Here is an 18861-nt window from a genome sequence, read left to right on the forward strand (position 1 = left end):
GGGAGACGTCCACCCCATCAAGAAACTGGAAAGGGTGGCGCGTGGGTGGGAGAAGGCTTGGTCAAGCGGAGACGCGGGACTCCGCGACTTCCCTCGGCTTGGGCAACTCCACCGCAGGCGCCTCACACTGCATGGCCCGCGGCAACCGCAACGCCATCACCGCCCCCAGCAGCAACAACCCCGCGCTCACTAGCAACGTGACATGCAGCCCGTGCACGAAGGAGTCCCGAGCCGCGTGCCGCAGGGCAGCCCCCGCAGGCCCGCCCAGCTGCGCGGCAACCTCGTACGCCTCCCCCAACGAGTGCGAGGCGGCCGTAGAGGCAGAGGCAGGGACGCCCCCCACATGCGCCAGCCCGGGGGCATACGCCGCGTTCATCACGCTGCCCAGCAGCGCGATCCCGATCCCGGCGCCCAGTTGGTACGACGTCTCACCGATCGCCGCCGCCCCGCCGGCCTGCTCCTGCGGAGCCTCGCTCAGCATCGACTCGTACGCCCCGAAGAGCGTCGTCTCCAGCCCGAAGCCGAGCAGCACGAACCCGAACAGCAGCAGCGCGGGGTTGTCCGATCCGCCCATGGCCGTCAGCAGCACGACCGCGGCCGCGGTCAGGCCGAACCCGGCGCACACCATGCGCCGCGGCCCGAACCGGCGTAGCATGCGCGCCCCCGCCAGCCCCGCCGCCATCGCGGCGAAGGTCAGCGGCAGCAGCCTCAGGCCCGTCTCCAGCGGCGAAAGACCCAGCACGAGCTGCAGATACTGCGCCGCGATCAGTTCGAGCCCGACCAGCGCGAGCATCGCCAGCACGATGCACCCGACGGACGTGCTGAACGCCGGTCGCGCGAACATCCGCAGGTCCACCAGCGGATGCGCACGGCGTCGCTGGCGGCGCACGAAGAGCACCAACAGCACCGCACCGATCACCAGCGGTGCCACGGTGAACACGCTGCCCGCGGCCTCGCCGCCGCCGAGCCGCTTCACGCCCAGCACCACACCGAACAGGCCGGCCGCCGCCAGCAGCGCGCCGACCACGTCCCAGGGGCCCTTGCCGTCGCCCTTGGACTCGGGCAGCAGAAGTCGTCCCACCGGAAGGCTGACCAGCATCAGCGGGATGTTGACCAGGAAGACCGAGCCCCACCAGAAGTGCTCCAGCAGGAACCCGCCGAGCAGCGGCCCGACCGCCGCGCCCACCGCGGCCACGGCACTCCAGATACCGATCGCGAGGGCGCGCTCCCGCCGGTCCGGGAAGACCTGGCGCAGGATCGACAGTGTCGCGGGCATGATCATGGCGCCGCCGACGCCGAGCAGGGCGCGGGCGAGGATCAGCACCTGTGGGTCGTGCGCGAGGGCCGCGAGGCCGGAGGCGATGCCGAAGAGGCCGTATCCGAGCAGCAGGACGCGTCTGCGGCCCACCCGGTCGCCGAGCGTGCCGAAGAGGATCAGCAGCGAGGCGCAGACCAGCGGGTAGATGTCGACGATCCAGAGCAGTTCTATCGCGCCGGGCCGGAGGTCCTCGGTGACGGCGGGGATCGCCACGTGCAGCACGGTCGCGTCGACCGCGACCAGGAGCAGGCTGACGCAGAGGACGACGAGAACGACCCAGCGGTTGGCACCGGCCCCGGCCGCCCGACGGCGCAGCGCAGCGGCAGCCGTGGTCGTCCCGGACATGTACGTACCTCCCAGTGTTTCCTCTGCCCTCGGCGGGCTCACGGGGTGGGGACTTCCCGTGACTCGGCCGGAGAGGAGCGGTGATCTCCGGCCCGCGCAACGAAGGGCGAGTGACTCGTCAGGTTACGCGAGTCCTCGTCGGTGCCGAGTGGCGGACCTCTCAGACCTCGCACAGAACGCGTGTGGCGTACGCCACTCCCCTGCCCTGTGACCACGTCCCGGCGGCCGGTCCGGTTCGGCCCACCGTCGATAATCGAGCCCGTGACCGATCTTGACACGCGCATGGCACCGCCCGGCCCGTCGGCCCTGCGCCGCGCGGCCCCGGCCCTCCTCGGCTACGCGGCCGTGCGCGCCCTGAGCCTGCTGGCCCTGGCCGCGTGGAGCGCGGCGCGCGACAAGAGCGCGTACACCCTGCTGACCGCCCGCTGGGACGCGCTCTGGTACGCGAGGGTCGCGGAGCTTGGCTACGGCTATGAGGTGCGCATGCCGAACGGCGACGTGCACTCGAACCTGGCGTTCTTCCCCCTCCTGCCCTGGCTGGAGCGGCTCGGCGCGGCCCTGACCCCGCTGTCGCACGCCGACGCGGGTTTCGCCGTGAGTCTGCTCGCCTCGTTCGCCGCGGCCTGGGGGATCTTCGCGGTCGCCGATCACGTATACGGCCGCCGAGCGGGGGTGTGCGCCGTGCTGCTGTGGGCCGTGCTCCCCGTGGGGATCGTGCAGTCGATGGCGTACAGCGAGTCGCTGTTCACCGCGCTCGCCGCCTGGTCGCTGTACGCCGTCCTGACCGGCCGCTGGCCGGCGGCGGGTGCCCTCGCCATGCTGGCGGGCCTGACCCGCCCCGTGGGGCTCGCCGTCGTGGCGGCGGTGTGGGCGGCGGGGATCGCCTCTTTCGTGCGAGACCGGAGCACACCGGGTCCGCACGGCTCACGACACGTGACGCGCGCCCTCGGCATGCTTCTCGCCCCCCTCGGCACCGCCGGCTACGTCCTCTGGGTCGGCCACCGCACCGGCAAGGGCCCGCTCGGTTATGTCGACGTCCAGGCCGGCTGGCGCAACGGCTTCGACGGCGGCTACGCCTTCGCCCGGTTCGTCGCGGACAAGTTCACGTCGTTTCCGTCGGCCCTGGCGGGGATCGGGCTGATCATCGGGGTCGGGCTGGTGGTGTGGCTGTACGTCGTCTGCGTACGGCAGCGCCAGCCGCTCCCGCTCCTGGTGTACGGCGGCATCGTCACCGCGCTCGCCCTGTGCGCGTCGAGCTACTTCGGCTCGAAACCGCGGCTGCTGCTGCCCGCCTTCCCCCTGTTGCTGCCCCTCGCGCTCGCCCTGTCCCGGCTGCGTACCCGCAGGTCGGCGGGGGTGCTGGCCGGGGTCGCGGTGGCCTCGGCGGTGTACGGGGCGTTCTGGCTGAACGGCTCCGGTCCGCCCTGACCGAGCCCCGGCCGCCAGTGAGCGCCCGGATAATTCCGCCCCAGCATTCGGTGAACGAATTCATAAGCGGCGAAAAACAAGCGCATCAGAATGATCAAAGGAAATGAAGGGTACAGCGCGCGAGGATTGTGGATTCCGAGGAAATAGACGCCTCGCTGAGAGGAATCCCACATCACATCGTCATCACAAACCGGCGGAATCGCACGGGAACAGAGCTCACTCGCTGTAACGTCGATTGGGTGCGTACCGAACGAACCCTCACCCGTCTGGACCGGGTGTTCGCCAGGCTGGACCGGGAACCGGAACGTCCGGCACACATCGACGTGCCGAAGATGAGCCGGCACCGGATCGTGCTGCTCGCCTCCACGCTGGCCTTCTATGTGGCGATCGTATGGGCCGTCCTCATCACTTCGTGGCTGGTCCGGCTCGACTGGCAGGTCATGTTCTTCCGGCCGTACCAGCAGTGGGCCGAGATCCACGCGTTCGTCGACTACTACGTGGTGCTCGGCCAGCGCGGCCCGACCGCCGTGATGGTCGCGGCCTGGCTGGGCTGGCGTTCGTGGCGGCAGCACACGCTGCGGCCGCTGCTCGCGCTCGGTGTCTCACTGCTCCTGCTGAACATCACCGTGGGTGCCGCCAAGCTCGGCATGGGCCGTCTCGGCCCCCACTACGCGACCTCCATCGGCTCGAACGAGATGTGGCTGGGCGGCGATATATTTCCCAGCGGCCACACCGCCAACGCCGTGGTGACCTGGGGAATCCTGGCCTATCTGGCCTCGACCCCGAGAGCGCGCCGCTGGCTGTCGGCCCTGTCCGCGGTGACCTCGCTGGGCGTCGGCCTCGCCACGGTCTACCTCGGTACGCACTGGCTGAGCGATGTGCTGCTCGGCTGGGCCGCGGGACTGCTGATCATGCTGGCGCTGCCGTGGTTCGAGCCGCTGATCGCACGCGCGGAGACCTGGATCCTCGACCTGCGCGACCGTCTGCGCGCACGTCAGGCCGTCCCGGCACAGCTGCCGCCCGCCCCCGTCGAGGTGCCGGTGCTGCTCAAGCCGCACCCGGCCGCCGCCGAGGACGAGGCAGCGGCATGCGAGGCGGCCTCCGCGGCCCGCTCCGCGCGGACATCCATCCACTTGTCACCGGTACCGCACACGGCCCGCGCGGAGCGCGCACCGGTCACGCCGGTCGGCAGCCGTCGCCCGCCCCACCCGGACCGCCTGTCGCGCGGCGCCGCCCCGGCGGCCCGGCCGCTGACGGGCGGCTGAGCACAGGCCGGCGCGGGACGGCACGGAACAGCGGGGTTCGGCACGGGTTCGGTACGCACAACCGGCCCGCACGACGAAGGCCCCGGCTCCTCTCCAGGAGCCGGGGCCTTCGCTCTCGCACAGCCCCGCGTCAAGCCTGCGTCAGCCCTTCCAGGCCCGCGCCACCTGGCCGTCCTTGACCTCGAAGTTCAGCCGGCCCTCGCGGTACTCCATGGTGATGATCGCCCCCGGCGGCAGCGAACGCACCGTCGACCACCCTCGGTCACGGGCGAGCCGCTCGGCCCGGTCGGCGTCGAGTCCGACATAGGTGTCCGGGTTGTCACCGGCTTCGGCAGGGGGTTTCGGAATGGGTGCCATGCCGCCACGCTAGGGCCTGCACGAAGGGTCGGGCCAGAGCGGACCGTGAACCTTTGTAGCTGCCATCCGAGTCACACGTACCTCTCGGGTCACGCTTTTGTCACAGGATCACGACACGCGTTTCAGCCGTACTTCGTCACACTAACGAGCGGTTCCATAGGCCTTCCGCAGGCATTCGATCGTAATTCCCGCGTGTCGCGACGACCCCGTCAATAGCCCGGCGGAAAAGTTCCCGGAGAACTGCCCGCGAACTCGTTTTCCCCGCCATTCCGCACCGGCCGCGGAAGCCGTTTCCGCACAGAAAGTACATGGTTCTGGCACAGAACCCCCGTACGCCCCCTGTCGGAGCGCTGCCGACGCGAGCATCATGGCGTGAGCTCGCGTCGGCGCGTGCGGCGCGGGTTCAGCGGGCCCGGGGCGCGACGAGCGAAGGGGCGAGCCAGCGATGGGGACGCAGACCGTACGAGGGACGGCACGGCCCATGCGAGGCATCCAGCCCGGCGGCCGTGTGGTCGTCGACTGGCTGACCACCACCGACCACAAGAAGATCGGGCACCTCTACCTGATCACGTCATTCGTGTTCTTCCTGGCCGGTGGTGTCATGGCACTGCTGATGCGGGCCGAACTGGCCCGGCCGGGGCTGCAGCTGCTGACCAACGAGCAGTTCAACCAACTGTTCACCATGCACGGCACGATCATGCTGCTGCTGTTCGCGACCCCGACCTTCGCGGGCTTCGCCAACGAGCTGATGCCGCTGCAGATCGGCGCCCCGGACGTGGCCTTCCCCCGGCTGAACATGTTCTCGTACTGGCTGTTCCTGTTCGGCGGCCTGATCGTGATGGGCTCGCTGATCGTGCCGAGCGGGCCCGCCTCCTTCGGCTGGACCGCCTACGCGCCGCTCAACGGCCTGGAGCGCTCCCCGGGGATCGGCGCCGACCTGTGGATCATGGGCCTCGCGCTGGCCGGCTTCGGCACGATCCTCGGCGCGGTCAACTTCATCACCACGATCATCGGGATGCGCGCCCCGGGCATGACGATGTTCCGGATGCCGATCTTCGTGTGGAACACACTGTTCACGTCGATCATGATCCTGATGGCGTTCCCGGTGCTCGCGGCGGCGCTGCTCTGTCTGGAGTCGGACCGGCGGTTCGGCTCGCACATCTTCGACGCGACCAACGGCGGGACGCTGCTGTGGCAGCACCTTTTCTGGTTCTTCGGCCATCCCGAGGTGTACATCATCGCGCTGCCGTTCTTCGGGATCATCAGCGAGATCATCCCGGTCTTCTCGCGCAAGCCGATGTTCGGCTATCTGACGCTGGTCGCGGCGACGATGGCGATCACCGGTCTGTCGATGGTGGTGTGGGCGCACCACATGTTCGCGACGGGCGCGGTGCTGCTGCCCTTCTTCTCCTTCATGAGCTTCCTGATCGCGGTGCCCACGGGCGTGAAGTTCTTCAACTGGACCGGCACCATGCTCAAGGGCTCGCTGTCCTTCGAGACGCCGATGCTGTGGTCGGTGGGCTTCCTGGTGACGTTCCTGTTCGGCGGCCTGACCGGGGTGATCCTGGCGTCGCCGCCGATGGACTTCCACGTCACGGACACCTACTTCGTGGTCGCGCACTTCCACTACGTCGTCTTCGGCACGGTTGTCTTCGCGATCTTCGCCGGGTTCTACTTCTGGTGGCCGAAGTTCACCGGGAAGATGCTGGACGAACGGCTCGGCAAGATCCAGTTCTGGACCCTGTTCATCGGCTTCCACACCACCTTCCTGGTGCAGCACTGGCTGGGCGCGGAGGGCATGCCGCGCCGGTACGCCGACTATCTCGCCGCCGACGGCTTCACGGCGCTGAACACGGTCTCGACGATCGGCGCGTTCCTGCTCGGCATGTCCACACTGCCGTTCCTCTACAACGTCTGGAAGACCGCCAAGTACGGCAGGAAGGTCGAGGTCGACGACCCCTGGGGCTACGGCCGCTCCCTGGAGTGGGCGACGTCCTGCCCGCCCCCGCGGCACAACTTCACGACGCTGCCGCGGATCCGTTCCGAGTCCCCGGCGTTCGACCTGCATCATCCCGACCACGCGTGGGAGGCTCCGCAGCCCGAGCCAAGGAGCGAGCAAGCCGGCCGTGAGCCGTCCTGATCCTCTCGACGAGTTCGTCCGGCTCCAGGACCTCGAACTCGAAGCCCATCAGCATCACGTGGATCACCATCACGTCGAGGCTCCCGGCGCCGGTGCGCAGCAGACAGCTGTCGGGACCCTCCGCCTCCAGCTGCCCGGTGGTGGGCGAGATGCTCGCCGCCGCCTCCTCCAGGGGCACCAGCAGCCGGATGACGGCGTGCGAGGCGTACGCGCGCGTGGAGACGCCCTGGGAGACGTACGCGGCGAGGTCCTCGGCGGGCGGGGTGCGCGGGGCGAAGCGCGGGCCGTGCGGCGGCTTGGGGGTGATGCGGTCGACGCGGAACGTACGCCAGTCGTCGCGGTCGAGGTCCCAGGCGACCAGATACCAGCGGCGCTCGCTGCACACCAGGCGGTGCGGTTCGACGCTGCGGCGGGTGGGGGCGCCCTCGTGGTCGCGGTACTCGAAGCGCAGCCGCTCGGCGTCCCGGCAGAGGTGGGCCAGCTCGGTCAGGACGGCCGGGTCGACGGCGGAGGGCTGGGGGCCGCGCAGCATCGGCACGGTGAAGGCGTTGAGGGCGCCCACCCGGCGGCGCAGGCGGCCCGGCAGGACCTGCTCCAGCTTGGCGAGGGCCCGTACGGAGGTCTCGCCGATGCCCTCGATGCCCTGGCCGGCGGCGGTGCGCAGGCCTACGGCGACCGCGACGGCCTCGTCGTCGTCCAGCAGCAGGGGTGGCAGCTCGGCGCCGGCGCCGAGCTGGTAGCCGCCGCCCGTGCCGGGGCTGGCGTTGACCGGGTAGCCCAGCTCGCGCAGCCGGTCGACGTCGCGGCGGACCGTGCGCGGGGTGACGCCCAGGCGTTCGGCCAGGTCGGCGCCGGACCATTCCCGGTGGGCCTGGAGGAGGGAGAGGAGCCGCAGGAGTCTGGCGGAGGTGTCCAGCATGAAGCGCCTAACAGCTCGGGGATGCGGGTTTCACGGGCGAGTGCGGGTCCATCGTGGCCGATCGCGCCCGCGCGGCGGTAGCCGCAGATTCGGCACAGCCCCGCGCCCCTAACGGCGTCGCCGGGACCCGGGATTCCACGCTCAAGTTGCCCTGGCGAGTTTCGTACGGGACTCGGGAAGCGTGAGAGTGCACCTTCATCGCGCCCGGCGCCAAGCGGTGCGGCTGGCCCTTCGTCACGCTGGCGTACGCGTCCCAGTGGCCCTCCGGCAGGGCGACGCTGCTGGGCAGGGCGGCGCGCAGACGGCCGCGGGTGGCGGGGGTCAGCGGGAGGCTGACCTCCTCGTGGCCCTCGCGGTGGCGCAGCACCAGGTGGGCTTCACCGGTGGCTCCGGCCACGGTGACGTCGAAGGTCAGTCCGCCGGCCGAATCCGCGATGCAGTCGGCGCGCAGTGGTACTGCCTGCGGCACGGGCGTCGTCATGCGGTGCGGTTTCCTCCCTCGGCGTTCTGCTCCGCCAGTTGGACCGGCGACGCGGCCTTTTGGTTGCCCGTCAGGGCTCGTACGACAGCTGTGGGACGTCGAAGCACGTGTTGTTCATGTCTCCCTGGGCGACCCATCCCCGGCCGTCCTCCCAGCGGGCCACCGACAGACAGGTCCGGCGGCTCTTCGGTGGTTCGGCCAGCCGCTCGAACCTGACCGGGATCAGCAGGCCGTCGGCGGTGTATCCCTGGCTGCGGTTCATGTGGTCGTCGACGCACGCGCGCGTGACGCCCCGGTCGGCGCACGCCTTCGCCGCGTCCGTGAACCACATGGCCGCGGCCCAGCCCTCCAGTTGCCACTGGGAGTGCGCCTCCAGGTCGTTCGTGGCGTCCCGGAACTCCCGTACGGCGTCCTGGTCCTTGTCCTCGAAATTGCGGGACGACCCGGTCGCCCACAGGGCGTTGCGGCAGCGCGGGGCGTCCTTGTAGTCCTCGGTGACGGTGGAGGTCCAGTTCTGTACGTTCGTGACCTTGGCGGTGACCTCGGCGCCGACATCGTCCATCGCCTCGCACAGCCGGGCGTTGCCGTGGCTGTCGATGGCGTCGAAGACGAGGTCGGCGCCCTGCTCCTTCAGATCGGCCGCCACCGCGCGGAAGTTGGGCAGCGCGAAGTCGACCTGCTCGGTGACCACCTTGTAGCCCTCGGCCTTCAGCCCCCGCTCGACGAGCCGGGCGTAGGCGGCGGACGCGGGCTGGTTGTACGAGACGACGGCGGCCGTACGGGCACCGTGCTCGCGCTTGAAGTAGCGGTAGACCTCGGTGCCGCCGTACTGCTTGCCGTCCCAGCCGGTCGTGCCGTCGCGGGGGGCGAGGCTGCCGTAGATGCCGTAGAGGTGCGGGTAGGTGTCGTAGGCGGCCCCGATGGGCTGGCCGCCGATGTCGGGCACGCGCGCGCGTGAGACGCGGGAGGCGCCCGCGTAGTCCAGGGCGGTGGTGGCGACCAGGGCGACGACCTTCTCCTCGTCGATCAGCTCGTGCACGCACTCGTTGTTGCCGACGCCGCTGCCGCCGTCGTCGCACTCGCGCACCTCGACCAGGCGCCCGTCGACGCCCCCGCGCGCGTTGAGGCGGTCGAAGTAGGCTTTGGCCCCGTCGCGCGGGCCGGTGAAGGCGTTGCCGCCGACGGGACTGGTGGCGCTGGTGACGATGCCGACCCGGATCGGGGTGCGGTCGCCCGCGGGCTCCGAGGCAGTGCCCCGGTCGCGGTGCTCGAAGTCGCTCTCCGGCAGCCGGCTGCCGCACGCCGTACTCAGAGCCAGCACCATCACGGCGATCGCCGCCTCAGCACCCCGGGATCGGCGACCCATTGCCGCTCAACTGGACCAGCGCGCACAGCGTCTTGGCGGACACCTTCCAGGTGCCGTCCTGTTCGACGGCGGTTCCGGAGGCGTTCGGCAGGGCGGTCGCGCCCTTCAGGGTCAGGTCGTACGTCACGTTCGCCTCGGTCGGCGAGGTGAACTCGACCTTGGAGACCTTCGCCTGGACCTGTCCGCCGCGCTCGTCACCGCTGAACGCCTGCAGGACCGGCGCCATCCGGTCGCCGTTCTCCAGGACGGTCTGCTTGTCCTCCATGGACGTTGCCGGGTCGAAGAACTTCCGCCAGTTCTGCTTGATCTCCGTCTCGGCCGCCCCCGCGTCGGCGGGTGCCGTCGCGGCCGGCGACTGCCCGCCGGGTTCGGTCTGCTCGACGGTCGGTGTCGGCGGCGTCTCGTTCCCGCCGCCTCCCTCGTCGTCGCTGCAGGCCGCGAGGGCCGGGGTGAGGAAGAGGAGCAGGGCGGCCGCCAGCGCCGTCCCCCGTCCCCTGTGCGCGATGCTCCGCCTGACGTCGCTCCCGAGAACCATCTGGCTCACCGCCGGGTGTCGATCCGGGCCGTGCGCGCCCGGTGCTTTCAGGGTCAGCTTGCAGGAGGCATAGTGCAAGTCCATTGGCGGACATGGAAGAGCGCCAGGCACATGCGCAGAAACCAGACGTGCGTGCACTGAGATCCCGGCACGCACGCACCGAACCCGATGTGTGGGAGCCAGCGATGCGGACAGCCCGACTGCGGACCGTGCACCCGGTGATCTGGGCCGGCTGGGCCGCGCTCGCGGCCGGTGCGGTGCTGTGCGTCATCGGCTGGTACGGCGTCTCCGGCGAGCGGTTCGCCGAGCGGCAGCTGCCGTATCTCGCGTCCTGCACGGTGCCCGGCGCCGCGCTGATCATCGCCGGCTCGGTGCTGCTGACCCATGGCCGGGGCGCGCTCGCCGCCGCGCGCGTGGAGGAGCTGTACGGCCTTCTGGTGGCCGCCGAGCCCGCCGACGCCGAGGAGTCCGGCCAGTCGCCCACGGCGCCGCTCGCGGTCAGCGGGGACCTGCTGATGGTGCCCGGGGGCACCCTCTGGCACCGCGCGGACTGCCCGCTGGTCGCCGGGAAGGCGGAGGCCGTACCTGTCGATGCGAAGCTGGTGAGGAGTGGCGAACTGGGCCCGTGCCCGATCTGTGAGCCCGTCGAGGCGGATCACTGAGGCGGATGACCGAGGCGGATGACCGATGTCCTCGCTGACGTACGACCTCGCCCTGGCCGGCCTGTCGGTCGGCAGCGCCGCCGCGCTCACCGGGATCGGCCTGATCGTCACCTACCGCGCGACCGGCGTGCTGAACTTCGCGCACGGGGCGATCGCGATGGTGTGCGCCTACGCGCTGCGCCAGTGCGTGGTGGAGTGGGGCTGGCCGCTGTGGGCGGCCGCGACGGTGACGCTGCTGGTGCTGGCGCCCGGTATCGGGATGGCGCTGGAACGGTTCGTCTTCCGGCCGCTGTCGGTGCTGGGCAGCGACCCGGCACAGACCCTGGTCGCGTCCATCGGCGTGTTCGTGCTGCTGGTGGGCGGCGCCGCGCTGCTGTGGGGCCAGGGGGCGCGGGACGACGCGCCGGAGCTGGTGTCGGCGGACCCCTGGGGCCAGCTGGCGGTGGCACTGCTGCTGGCGGCCGGCGTCGGCGCGGTCATCCGCTGGACCCGCTTCGGCCGGGAGCTGCGGGCCGTGGTCGACGACCGCCAACTGGCCGTCCTCGGGGGCGTCGACGCGGACCGGGTGGCGGCCGCGGGCTGGGCGTTCGGCTCGTTCACGGCGGGCCTGACGGGCGTACTGCTGGCACCGTACGTGCGCCTGGACCCGTACGGCCTTCCGCTGCTGGTCATGGAGGTGGTCGCGGTCGCGGTGGCGGCCCGGATGCGCAGCCTGCCGGTCGCCGTGCTGACGGCGCTGGCCATCGGGGTGGCGCAGAGCCAGCTGACGCGCCTGCACCCGACGGGCTGGGGCGCACCCTTGCTGCAGGCCGTCAGCACGAACCTGTTCGTCGTCGCCCTGCTGATCGCGGCCCTGGCCCTCCCCCGCGTGGGCACCCGCGACGCCCTCCCGCGCACGGCCACCGCGCGCGTGCCGACCCCACCGGGGGCCTGGATCGTGGCGGCGGTGCTCTTCCTGCTCCCGCTGGGCTTCGCGGGCTCCGACCTGCATACCTCGGTGCAGGTGCCGGCGCTGGCCGTGGTGCTGCTCTCCCTGGTCGTGGTCACGGGCCGCGGCGGCCAGATCTCCCTCGGCCAGGCGGCGTACGCGGGCCTGGGCGCCCTGTTCACGGCCCTGCTGGCGGCCGGCCGCTTCCCGGGGCTGCCCCGGCTGCCGGAGCTCGCGGCACTGGCCCTGGCGGTCGCCTTGGTGGCCCCCCTGGGTCTCCTGACCGGCTGGCCGGCGATCAGCCGCCGGGGCCTGGCCCTGGCGCTGGTGACCTTCGCGGTGGGCGTGGGCGTGAGCCGCTTCGTGTTCGCCCAGCCCTACGCCGTCTCGGGCCTGTCCCTGGGCCGCCCGGCGGGCTTCGAGGGCGACCGCGCGTACTACGTCCTGGAACTGACCCTCCTCGCGGCCGCCCTCCTGGCGACCTGGCTGCTGCGCCGGGGCCGCACGGGCCGGGCCCTGGCGGCGATGCGGGACCACGAGCCGGGCGCGTCGGCGGCGGGCGTCCAGGTGCCCTCCTTGAAACTCCTGGCCTTCGTCTCGGGCGCGGCCCTGGCGGCCCTGGGCGGCGGCCTGCTCGGCATGGGCCTGCGCGCCTTCGACCCGTCCGCCTACGACCCCGTCCGCGGCCTCCTCTGGTTCGCCGCGGTGGTCGTCCTGGGCGCCGACAGCACCCTGGGCGCCCTGGCCGCGGCGGCCCTCCTGGTGGGCCTGGACGCGGGCGCCCGGGGCGGGGTGGCCGCGGCCCTGATCGGGGTGCTGGCGGTGCTGGTGGGACGGTTCCCCGGGGGGCCGTACGAGGCGGCTCGGGCGGCGGCGGGGAGGCTGCGGGGGCGGCGGGGGGTGGCGCTGACGGCGTTGGGGGTGGAGGTGCGGGGGCGGCTGCGGCCGCCGGATCGCCGGGCGGCGCCACCCCGGGTGGCACGATCAGCCGCCGGCGGCGCCGAGCCCCCACAGGGGCCACCCGCAACCGACGACGAAAGCCGCACGAGCGGTGCGGGTGGGAAACCGAACGCGGCCGAAGGCCGCGTGCCCACCCACGCGCAAGCGCCCGAAGAGCCCACCCTCACCACCCACCACCTCCAGGCCCGCTACGACGGCTTCACCGTTCTGGAGGACATCACCCTCACCGTCCCACCGGGCCGGGTCACCGCCGTCATCGGCCCCAACGGCGCAGGCAAGAGCACCCTGTTCCACTGCCTGGCCGGCACCCACCGCCCCACCCGAGGCCAAGTCCTCCTCGGCACCCGCGACATCACCCACCTGCCCGCCCACGCCCGCACCCGCCTCGGCATCGCCCGCACCTTCCAGCAACTGGCCGTCTTCCCCTCACTGACCGTCGCCGAGAACGTCCGCGTAGGCGCCGAACAGGGCCGCCTCCATGACCCGTCGGCCGTGGAACGATCCCTGCGCCTCCTGGGCCTCGACGGCCCTGTACGCGACCTCCCCGCCGCCGGCCTCCCCACCGGCACACTCCGGCGCGTCGAACTGGCCCGGGCCCTGGCCGGCAGCCCGCGCGTACTGCTGCTCGACGAGCCCGCCGCCGGCCTGGACACCGCCGAGGTCACCTCACTGACCCGGATCCTGAGGGCCCTCGCCGCCGACGGCACCGCCCTGCTCGTCGTCGAGCACGACCTCGACCTGGTCGCCGACCTCGCCGACACCGTGCACGTCATGACGGCGGGCCGCATCGTCGCCTCCGGCCCACCCGACCGCGTACTCGACGCCACAGGCCACCAGGAGACCCCGGCATGACCACCACCATCGCCCTGCGGCACGCGCGCGTGCGCTACGGCCCGTTGGAGGCCCTGCACGGCGTCACCCTCGCCGCCCCCGGCCCCGGCCTCACCGTGCTGCTGGGACGGAACGGGTCCGGCCGTACGACCGCCCTGCGAGCGCTGGCCGGAACGGTGCCCCTGTCCGGCGGCACGGTGGTCTGGGACGGCACCGACATCACCCGTGTGCCCGCCCACGAGCGGGCCCGCTGCGGACTGTGCCTGGTCCCCGAGCGCCAGGCCGTGTTCGGCTCCCTCACGGTGCGCGAGAACCTCGAACTGGCGGCGCGCTCGTACGACATCGCCCTCGACGCCTATCCCGCGCTGGAGCCCCTTCTCGCGCGCCGCGCCGGCACCCTCTCCGGCGGCGAGCAGCGCATGCTCGCGCTGTCCCGCGCCCTGTTGGCACGCGCACGCGTGCTGCTCGTCGACGAGCCCACACAGGGCATGTCGCCCACCGTGGCCGCCCGTACGTACGAACTGCTGAGCGAACTCGACGCCTGCGTGGTCGTCGCCGAGCAACGAGTGCCGCCCGTCCTGCGCGGCCGGACGGCACTCGTGCACGAACTGCGGCGCGGCGCGGTCGTGTTCAGCGGCGAGACAGGCGAATGGGAGCGCCGTGCAGGGCGCCGAACCGGGTCGAGCCCTTCCGGAGGAGCAGCGACGCCCCCAGGGACGCGCCCGAGGTCAGCCGGTTCGTGACGCTCAGTTTCCAGGTCTGCGTTCGGCCCGTGAGCCCGTACCGCCTGGAACAGTGCGGCCAGGCGCCCCATCCCTGCACGGCCACCACCTTCTTGGCGATCGCGATCTGCTCCTTGCGGGTGGCGAGATCCGCGCGCGGGGCGTACTTGGCGCCGCCGAAGCCCACCCAGGTCCGGTGCGAGAACTGCAGGCCGCCGTAGTGGCCGTTGCCGGTGTTGATGTGCCAATTGCCGCCGCTCTCGCACTTGGCGACGCAGCCCCAGGGCCACTGGTCCTTGGCACAGCCGAACGCCGCGGGTTTGGGAGGCGGTCCAGGGGCCGGTCGTGGCGGCGCCGTATGGCTTGCACGTGTTGTGTGCGTGGCCGGCGCGGCCTGCGACGTTCCCGGGGCAACTGCGGTGAGCAGTGCGGCGGCGATGACGATCGTGAGCGGTGTGCATTTCATATGAGCACGCTAGGCAGCTTGTTGCGCTCAGCCGTCGCGGCGCGTCCGAGGTGCCCCGGGGCCCCACCCGGTCGGCGGACCGGGTGGCACCCCGTGCCTCTACAGGGAGCGGCACTCAGAGTTCGAGGCGCTGCCCGGGCACGATCAGGTCGGGATCACCGCCGATGACGGCCTTGTTGGCGGCGAAGATCCGCTGCCATGTGGTCCCGTGCCGGGCGGCGATGCCGCTCAGCGTGTCGCCCTCGCGGACGGTGTAGTCACCACGGGACGAGCCACGGGTCGTGTGTCCCGACGAACGCTCCGGCGTCCGCGCCGGATTCGACCGGGCCGCCTCGGTGTTCGACGGAGCCGCCTTGCTGGAGGAGGAGGCCGCCGAGCCGGTGGCGGGAGCCGCGGGTGCGCTCCCGTACGCTCCGGCCCGGGCCGAACAGGTCGGCCACGCGCCCCACCCCTGGGCACGCTGGACCTTGGTGGCCACTGCGATCTGCTGGGCCCTGGTGGCCCGGTCCGCCGTCGGCGCGTAGGCCGTACCGCCGTACGCGCGCCAGGTGGAGGCGGCGAACTGCAGCCCGCCGTAGTAGCCGTTGCCGGTGTTGATGTGCCAGTTGCCGCCGCTCTCGCACTGTGCGATACGGTCCCACACTCCGCCGTCCGCCGCCGCGGCGTTGCCGGTGGCGGCCAGCAGCCCGAGCGGGGCGAGCAGTGCAGCCCCGGCGAGGACCGCCGTCGTACGAGTCCGGCTCCCGTTCGGAGCCTTCGGCGCCTTACGAGCGATGTCGTGAGTGTTATCGGCACATTCGGACATGTAGTTCCCTCCCGAAGGACTCGGGGTCCCCCTGAGGCGGAACGCCACTGCGCACGCCATGGGGCGTGTGAGTCGCGCCCGCCCCGTCCGCCGAGGTTTGGTGCTGAGTGCTGGCTGATGCGGTCGGCGGACGTACCCGAGCGGTGCTCGTTGCACACGGCCGAGGAATGTAGGGAGGCCGAGCGGCCGGTATCAACCAACTCCTTGTCATTCCAGGCCAGTTCGCCGTTACCTCCGGTATCAGCGATTTTCGGCCACCCACTTCATTCGCTGATTTCGGGATTTGTCGACCAGTCACCTCAGTGATCTGTGACCCACCTCACGCAACCAACTTCCTTGGAAATCCAAGGACTTGACGGTGAGTGCGCAATTCCGTACGCGAGGTGACCGTGCGCGGTGGATGGTTCGATTCCGTTCGGTGTGGTGCGTGACTCCCGCCACAGATCACCCGTTGTCTTCTTCATGAGCCCGGGACCCGCCCGGTTCACGGGCCGGGAGCCACCCGGCCCCGCCACGCCACATCCCGAGGAGCCACCCGTGCCGCGCATGCTCGACGTCAGCGACGAGGTACGTGCCGAGATCGGCGACGACGAAGCCGACCGGCTGCTCGCCGGAGACAACGCCCCCGGCAGTTACGACTGCACGTCCTGCCGCACCCCGGGCGACTCCGAACAGGAGCGCACCAGCACCGTCCTGTTCATCGGGGACGAGACCGCCGTCCTCGCCTTCGCCCACGCCACCTGCCTGCCCTCGCAGGTCGTCCAGGTCACCGAGGCGCAGCTGCAGGGCGCCGTGAAGTCCATCACCGGCGACCGGGTCGACCTGGAGCCGGACACGATCGTGCCGGAGCAGGCCGTGCTCGGGGTGACCAGCGGACTGGTGCTGATCGCCGGGGAGTTGCACCCCGCGCTGGTCGTCGAGCCGACCGGGCCCATCGTGCGTCCCGGGGCGGTCGGCGCCGGTGACGACTTCCTGCCGCTGCTCATCGAGCAGGGGTTCATGCCGGCGTCGGAGCTGGCGGATGTGCCGCCGGTACTGCACGGCTGGTCCGTGCTGCTGGCCATGGGGCAGCTGCACGCGGTTCTGCAGCCGGGCACGAATGGGGGGCAGCCGGTCGCGTGGTGGCAGGCGCACCAGCCGCTGCTGGTGACGGACGGCTGGAGGGCCGCCGCGAACAAGCATCAGCAGGTACTGATGTTCGCCGCACCCGTGGGGTCCATCGGCCGACAGCCCAGGGAGGACCTGCTGCGGGAGGCCCTGGACAAGGCCGCCGCCAACGGAAAGCTGGTCGCGGCCGCGCTGCCGCTCGCCGGAACCTGAGCGCGGTTACCGCCCCCCTGAGGCGTGGCCCGCGCCCCTGATGAGCAGGCGGTCCGTCACCACGGCCGCATCTCTTCGAGCGCGGTGTCGTTTGGACATACGTGCATGCATACGACGTTCCCCGCCTTCAGGGCGGCCCATCGGCCACGCCCATCTACGACGCGCTCTACGCCGAGTACGTCAAGTCCTTCCGCTCGCTGCCGGGTGACCGCAGTGGCGAGGAGGACCTGGGGTTCACCGCGTTCGGGAACATTCCGCGGAGCACGGGCCCGTACGGAGGCCATCGCCCGGGGTCGTTCAGCAGCTCGTACAGCGCCTACAGCGCGGGGGCCCACAGCGCCCGCCACGGCGCCGGTCAGCAGCCGCAGTGGCAGCGCGTCGGGCACATCGGCCCGCAGGGCTCGGGTATGCACCACGTCCCGGCCGCACTGCCCCCGGCGCGCAGAGGCTGAACACACGGAAGGGCGGCCCGATGAGGGCCGCCCTTCCGTGTGCGTGCGCTACTTCTTCTTGCTCCCGCGCTTCTCACGCACCCGCACCGAGATATGGATCGGCGTCCCGTCGAAGCCGAACTCCTCGCGCAGCCGGCGTTCGATGAAGCGGCGGTAGCCCGCCTCGATGAACCCGGAGGCGAAGAGCACGAACCGCGGGGGCTTGGTGCCGGCCTGGGTGCCGAAGAGGATGCGGGGCTGCTTGCCGCCGCGGATCGGGTGGGGGTGGGCGGCGACCAGCTCGCCGAGGAAGGCGTTGAGCCGACCGGTCGGGACCCGGGTCTCCCAGCCCGCGAGGGCCGTCTCGATCGCCGGGACGAGCTTCTCCATGTGTCGCCCGGTGCGCGCCGAGACGTTCACCCGGGGCGCCCACGCGACCTGGCCGAACTCGGTCTCGATCTCCCGTTCCAGGTAGTAGCGGCGCTCCTCGTCGAGGGTGTCCCACTTGTTGTAGGCGATCACCATCGCGCGGCCCGCCTCGACGGCCATCGTCACGATCCGCTGGTCCTGGACCGAGATGGACTCGGAGGCGTCGATCAGGATGACCGCCACCTCGGCCTTCTCGACGGCGGCCGCGGTGCGCAGCGAGGCGTAGTAGTCGGCGCCCTGCTGGAGGTGGACGCGCTTGCGGATGCCGGCGGTGTCGACGAACTTCCAGGTGACGCCGCCGAGTTCGATGAGCTCGTCGACCGGGTCACGGGTGGTGCCGGCCAGCTCGTTGACGACGACGCGCTCCTCGTTCGCCACCTTGTTCAGCAGGGAGGACTTGCCGACGTTCGGGCGGCCGATGAGCGCGATACGACGCGGCCCGCCGACCCCGGCGCCGCCGAAGGTCTGCTCGGGCGCCTCCGGCAGGGCCTCCAGGACGGCGTCCAGCATGTCGCCGGTGCCACGGCCGTGCAGCGCCGAGACGGGGTGCGGCTCGCCGAGGCCCAGGGACCACAGGTACGTGGCGTCCGCCTCACCACTGGGACCGTCCACCTTGTTGGCGCACAGCACCACGGGCTTGCCGGCCTTGCGCAGCAGTCGTACGACGGCCTCGTCGGTGTCGGTGGCACCGACCTTGGCGTCGACGACGAACACGACGGCGTCGGCGGCCTCGATGGCGTACTCGGCCTGCGCGGCCACCGAGGCGTCGATGCCGAGGACGTCCTGCTCCCAGCCGCCGGTGTCGACGACCTTGAAGCGCCGGCCCGCCCACTCGGCCTCGTAGGTCACGCGGTCGCGGGTGACGCCGGGCTTGTCCTCGACGACCGCCTCGCGGCGGCCGATGATCCGGTTGACGAGAGTCGACTTGCCGACATTCGGCCGGCCGACGACGGCGAGGACGGGCAACGGCCCGTGCCCGGCCTCCTCGATGGCACCCTCGACGTCCTCGAGGTCGAAGCCCTCTTCCGCGGCGAGCTCCATGAACTCCGCGTACTCGGCATCGCCAAGCTCTCCGTGGTCGTGCCCGTCGGGCGAGCCCTCGGAGTGGATGTGGTCGTTCATGAAGTCCGTACCTCGTCGTTCATCGTGGTGA

Annotated in this window: 16 protein-coding genes and 1 pseudogene; 8 read left to right on the forward strand and 9 right to left on the reverse strand. The window is 71.5% G+C overall.

Annotated elements, in window-relative coordinates; genetic code table 11:
- Positions 1-61: 61 nt before the first annotated feature.
- Entirely contained in the window at positions 62-1663 is a 1602-nt protein-coding gene (locus EJ357_RS09950) for an MFS transporter (protein WP_126390687.1), read from the reverse strand.
- A gap of 261 nt (positions 1664-1924) precedes the next feature.
- Here EJ357_RS09950 and EJ357_RS09955 point away from each other — a divergent pair, with 261 nt between their 5' ends.
- Positions 1925-3091: a glycosyltransferase family 39 protein gene (locus EJ357_RS09955; RefSeq protein WP_126390689.1), complete on the forward strand. Its 1167-nt coding sequence runs from the start codon at positions 1925-1927 to the stop codon at positions 3089-3091.
- Positions 3092-3330: 239 nt separating this feature from the next.
- Complete coding sequence (locus tag EJ357_RS09960) at positions 3331-4356, forward strand: phosphatase PAP2 family protein (protein ID WP_126390691.1); 1026 nt, start codon at positions 3331-3333, stop codon at positions 4354-4356.
- A 141-nt stretch (positions 4357-4497) separates the two neighbouring features.
- Here EJ357_RS09960 and EJ357_RS09965 read toward each other — a convergent pair whose 3' ends face one another.
- A complete protein-coding gene (locus EJ357_RS09965) occupies positions 4498-4713 on the reverse strand; it encodes an I78 family peptidase inhibitor (RefSeq protein ID WP_126390693.1) in 216 nt (71 codons plus the stop codon).
- A 481-nt stretch (positions 4714-5194) separates the two neighbouring features.
- Between EJ357_RS09965 and ctaD the strand changes: the two are divergent.
- A pseudogene (gene ctaD / locus EJ357_RS09970) lies at positions 5195-6733 on the forward strand (aa3-type cytochrome oxidase subunit I); the annotation flags it as partial.
- Here ctaD and EJ357_RS09975 read toward each other — a convergent pair.
- From EJ357_RS09975 to EJ357_RS09990, 4 genes are all read right to left on the reverse strand, one after another.
- Positions 6732-7772: a helix-turn-helix transcriptional regulator gene (locus EJ357_RS09975; RefSeq protein WP_126390695.1), complete on the reverse strand. Its 1041-nt coding sequence runs from the start codon at positions 7770-7772 to the stop codon at positions 6732-6734. The pseudogene ctaD and the gene EJ357_RS09975 overlap by 2 nt on opposite strands.
- Before the next feature lie 7 nt (positions 7773-7779).
- On the reverse strand, positions 7780-8253 hold the full coding sequence (locus tag EJ357_RS09980; protein ID WP_126390697.1) for a hypothetical protein: 474 nt from the start codon (positions 8251-8253) through the stop codon (positions 7780-7782).
- A gap of 70 nt (positions 8254-8323) precedes the next feature.
- Positions 8324-9619 (reverse strand): ABC transporter substrate-binding protein, encoded by a 1296-nt coding sequence (locus EJ357_RS09985; protein WP_126390699.1) that lies wholly within the window; start codon positions 9617-9619, stop codon positions 8324-8326.
- A complete protein-coding gene (locus EJ357_RS09990; protein WP_126390701.1) occupies positions 9594-10154 on the reverse strand; it encodes a hypothetical protein in 561 nt (186 codons plus the stop codon). The genes EJ357_RS09985 and EJ357_RS09990 overlap by 26 nt, the downstream gene beginning before the upstream one ends.
- 185 nt (positions 10155-10339) lie before the next feature.
- Here EJ357_RS09990 and EJ357_RS09995 point away from each other — a divergent pair, with 185 nt between their 5' ends.
- From EJ357_RS09995 to EJ357_RS10005, 3 genes are read left to right on the forward strand one after another with little or no spacing between them, the layout of a single operon-like run.
- Positions 10340-10816 carry a hypothetical protein gene (locus EJ357_RS09995; protein ID WP_126390703.1) on the forward strand — a complete coding sequence of 159 codons (477 nt, stop codon included), beginning with the start codon at positions 10340-10342 and terminating at the stop codon, positions 10814-10816.
- A gap of 25 nt (positions 10817-10841) precedes the next feature.
- Positions 10842-13556 (forward strand): ABC transporter permease subunit, encoded by a 2715-nt coding sequence (locus EJ357_RS10000; protein WP_126390705.1) that lies wholly within the window; start codon positions 10842-10844, stop codon positions 13554-13556.
- The gene (locus EJ357_RS10005) at positions 13553-14278 is read left to right on the forward strand and encodes an ABC transporter ATP-binding protein (protein ID WP_126390707.1); all 726 of its coding nucleotides are present in this window, start codon (positions 13553-13555) and stop codon (positions 14276-14278) included. The genes EJ357_RS10000 and EJ357_RS10005 overlap by 4 nt, the downstream gene beginning before the upstream one ends.
- Here the strand turns inward: EJ357_RS10005 and EJ357_RS10010 are convergent.
- On the reverse strand, positions 14166-14723 hold the full coding sequence (locus EJ357_RS10010; RefSeq protein WP_126390709.1) for a transglycosylase family protein: 558 nt from the start codon (positions 14721-14723) through the stop codon (positions 14166-14168). The two genes, EJ357_RS10005 and EJ357_RS10010, sit on opposite strands and share 113 nt — an antisense overlap.
- A 115-nt stretch (positions 14724-14838) precedes the next feature.
- Positions 14839-15528 carry a LysM peptidoglycan-binding domain-containing protein gene (locus EJ357_RS10015; protein ID WP_126390711.1) on the reverse strand — a complete coding sequence of 230 codons (690 nt, stop codon included), beginning with the start codon at positions 15526-15528 and terminating at the stop codon, positions 14839-14841.
- 537 nt (positions 15529-16065) lie between these two features.
- Here EJ357_RS10015 and EJ357_RS10020 point away from each other — a divergent pair.
- Complete coding sequence (locus EJ357_RS10020; protein WP_126390713.1) at positions 16066-16848, forward strand: hypothetical protein; 783 nt, start codon at positions 16066-16068, stop codon at positions 16846-16848.
- Positions 16849-16949: 101 nt separating this feature from the next.
- Positions 16950-17300, forward strand: coding sequence for a hypothetical protein (locus EJ357_RS10025; protein ID WP_126390715.1), 351 nt, complete (start codon positions 16950-16952; stop codon positions 17298-17300).
- A gap of 48 nt (positions 17301-17348) precedes the next feature.
- Here the strand turns inward: EJ357_RS10025 and der are convergent, their stop codons facing one another.
- Positions 17349-18830, reverse strand: a complete 1482-nt coding sequence (gene der, locus EJ357_RS10030) for a ribosome biogenesis GTPase Der (RefSeq protein WP_126390717.1) — start codon at positions 18828-18830, stop codon at positions 17349-17351.
- Positions 18831-18861: the final 31 nt, after the last annotated feature.

Origin of the sequence: Streptomyces cyaneochromogenes, assembly GCF_003963535.1 — a bacterium.
GTDB lineage: Bacteria > Actinomycetota > Actinomycetes > Streptomycetales > Streptomycetaceae > Streptomyces > Streptomyces shaanxiensis.

What these genes read in the sequence shown, in the direction of transcription:
- EJ357_RS09950 (WP_126390687.1), bottom strand. Translation starts at nt 1,663, where the DNA reads ATGTCCGGGACGACCACGGCTGCCGCTGCGCTGCGCCGTCGGGCGGCC.
- EJ357_RS09965 (WP_126390693.1), bottom strand. Translation starts at nt 4,713, where the DNA reads ATGGCACCCATTCCGAAACCCCCTGCCGAAGCCGGTGACAACCCGGAC.
- EJ357_RS09975 (WP_126390695.1), bottom strand. Translation starts at nt 7,772, where the DNA reads ATGCTGGACACCTCCGCCAGACTCCTGCGGCTCCTCTCCCTCCTCCAG.
- EJ357_RS09980 (WP_126390697.1), bottom strand. Translation starts at nt 8,253, where the DNA reads ATGACGACGCCCGTGCCGCAGGCAGTACCACTGCGCGCCGACTGCATC.
- EJ357_RS09985 (WP_126390699.1), bottom strand. Translation starts at nt 9,619, where the DNA reads ATGGGTCGCCGATCCCGGGGTGCTGAGGCGGCGATCGCCGTGATGGTG.
- EJ357_RS09990 (WP_126390701.1), bottom strand. Translation starts at nt 10,154, where the DNA reads ATGGTTCTCGGGAGCGACGTCAGGCGGAGCATCGCGCACAGGGGACGG.
- EJ357_RS09995 (WP_126390703.1), top strand. Translation starts at nt 10,340, where the DNA reads ATGCGGACAGCCCGACTGCGGACCGTGCACCCGGTGATCTGGGCCGGC.
- EJ357_RS10000 (WP_126390705.1), top strand. Translation starts at nt 10,842, where the DNA reads ATGTCCTCGCTGACGTACGACCTCGCCCTGGCCGGCCTGTCGGTCGGC.
- EJ357_RS10005 (WP_126390707.1), top strand. Translation starts at nt 13,553, where the DNA reads ATGACCACCACCATCGCCCTGCGGCACGCGCGCGTGCGCTACGGCCCG.
- EJ357_RS10010 (WP_126390709.1), bottom strand. Translation starts at nt 14,723, where the DNA reads ATGAAATGCACACCGCTCACGATCGTCATCGCCGCCGCACTGCTCACC.
- EJ357_RS10015 (WP_126390711.1), bottom strand. Translation starts at nt 15,528, where the DNA reads ATGTCCGAATGTGCCGATAACACTCACGACATCGCTCGTAAGGCGCCG.
- der (WP_126390717.1), bottom strand. Translation starts at nt 18,830, where the DNA reads ATGAACGACCACATCCACTCCGAGGGCTCGCCCGACGGGCACGACCAC.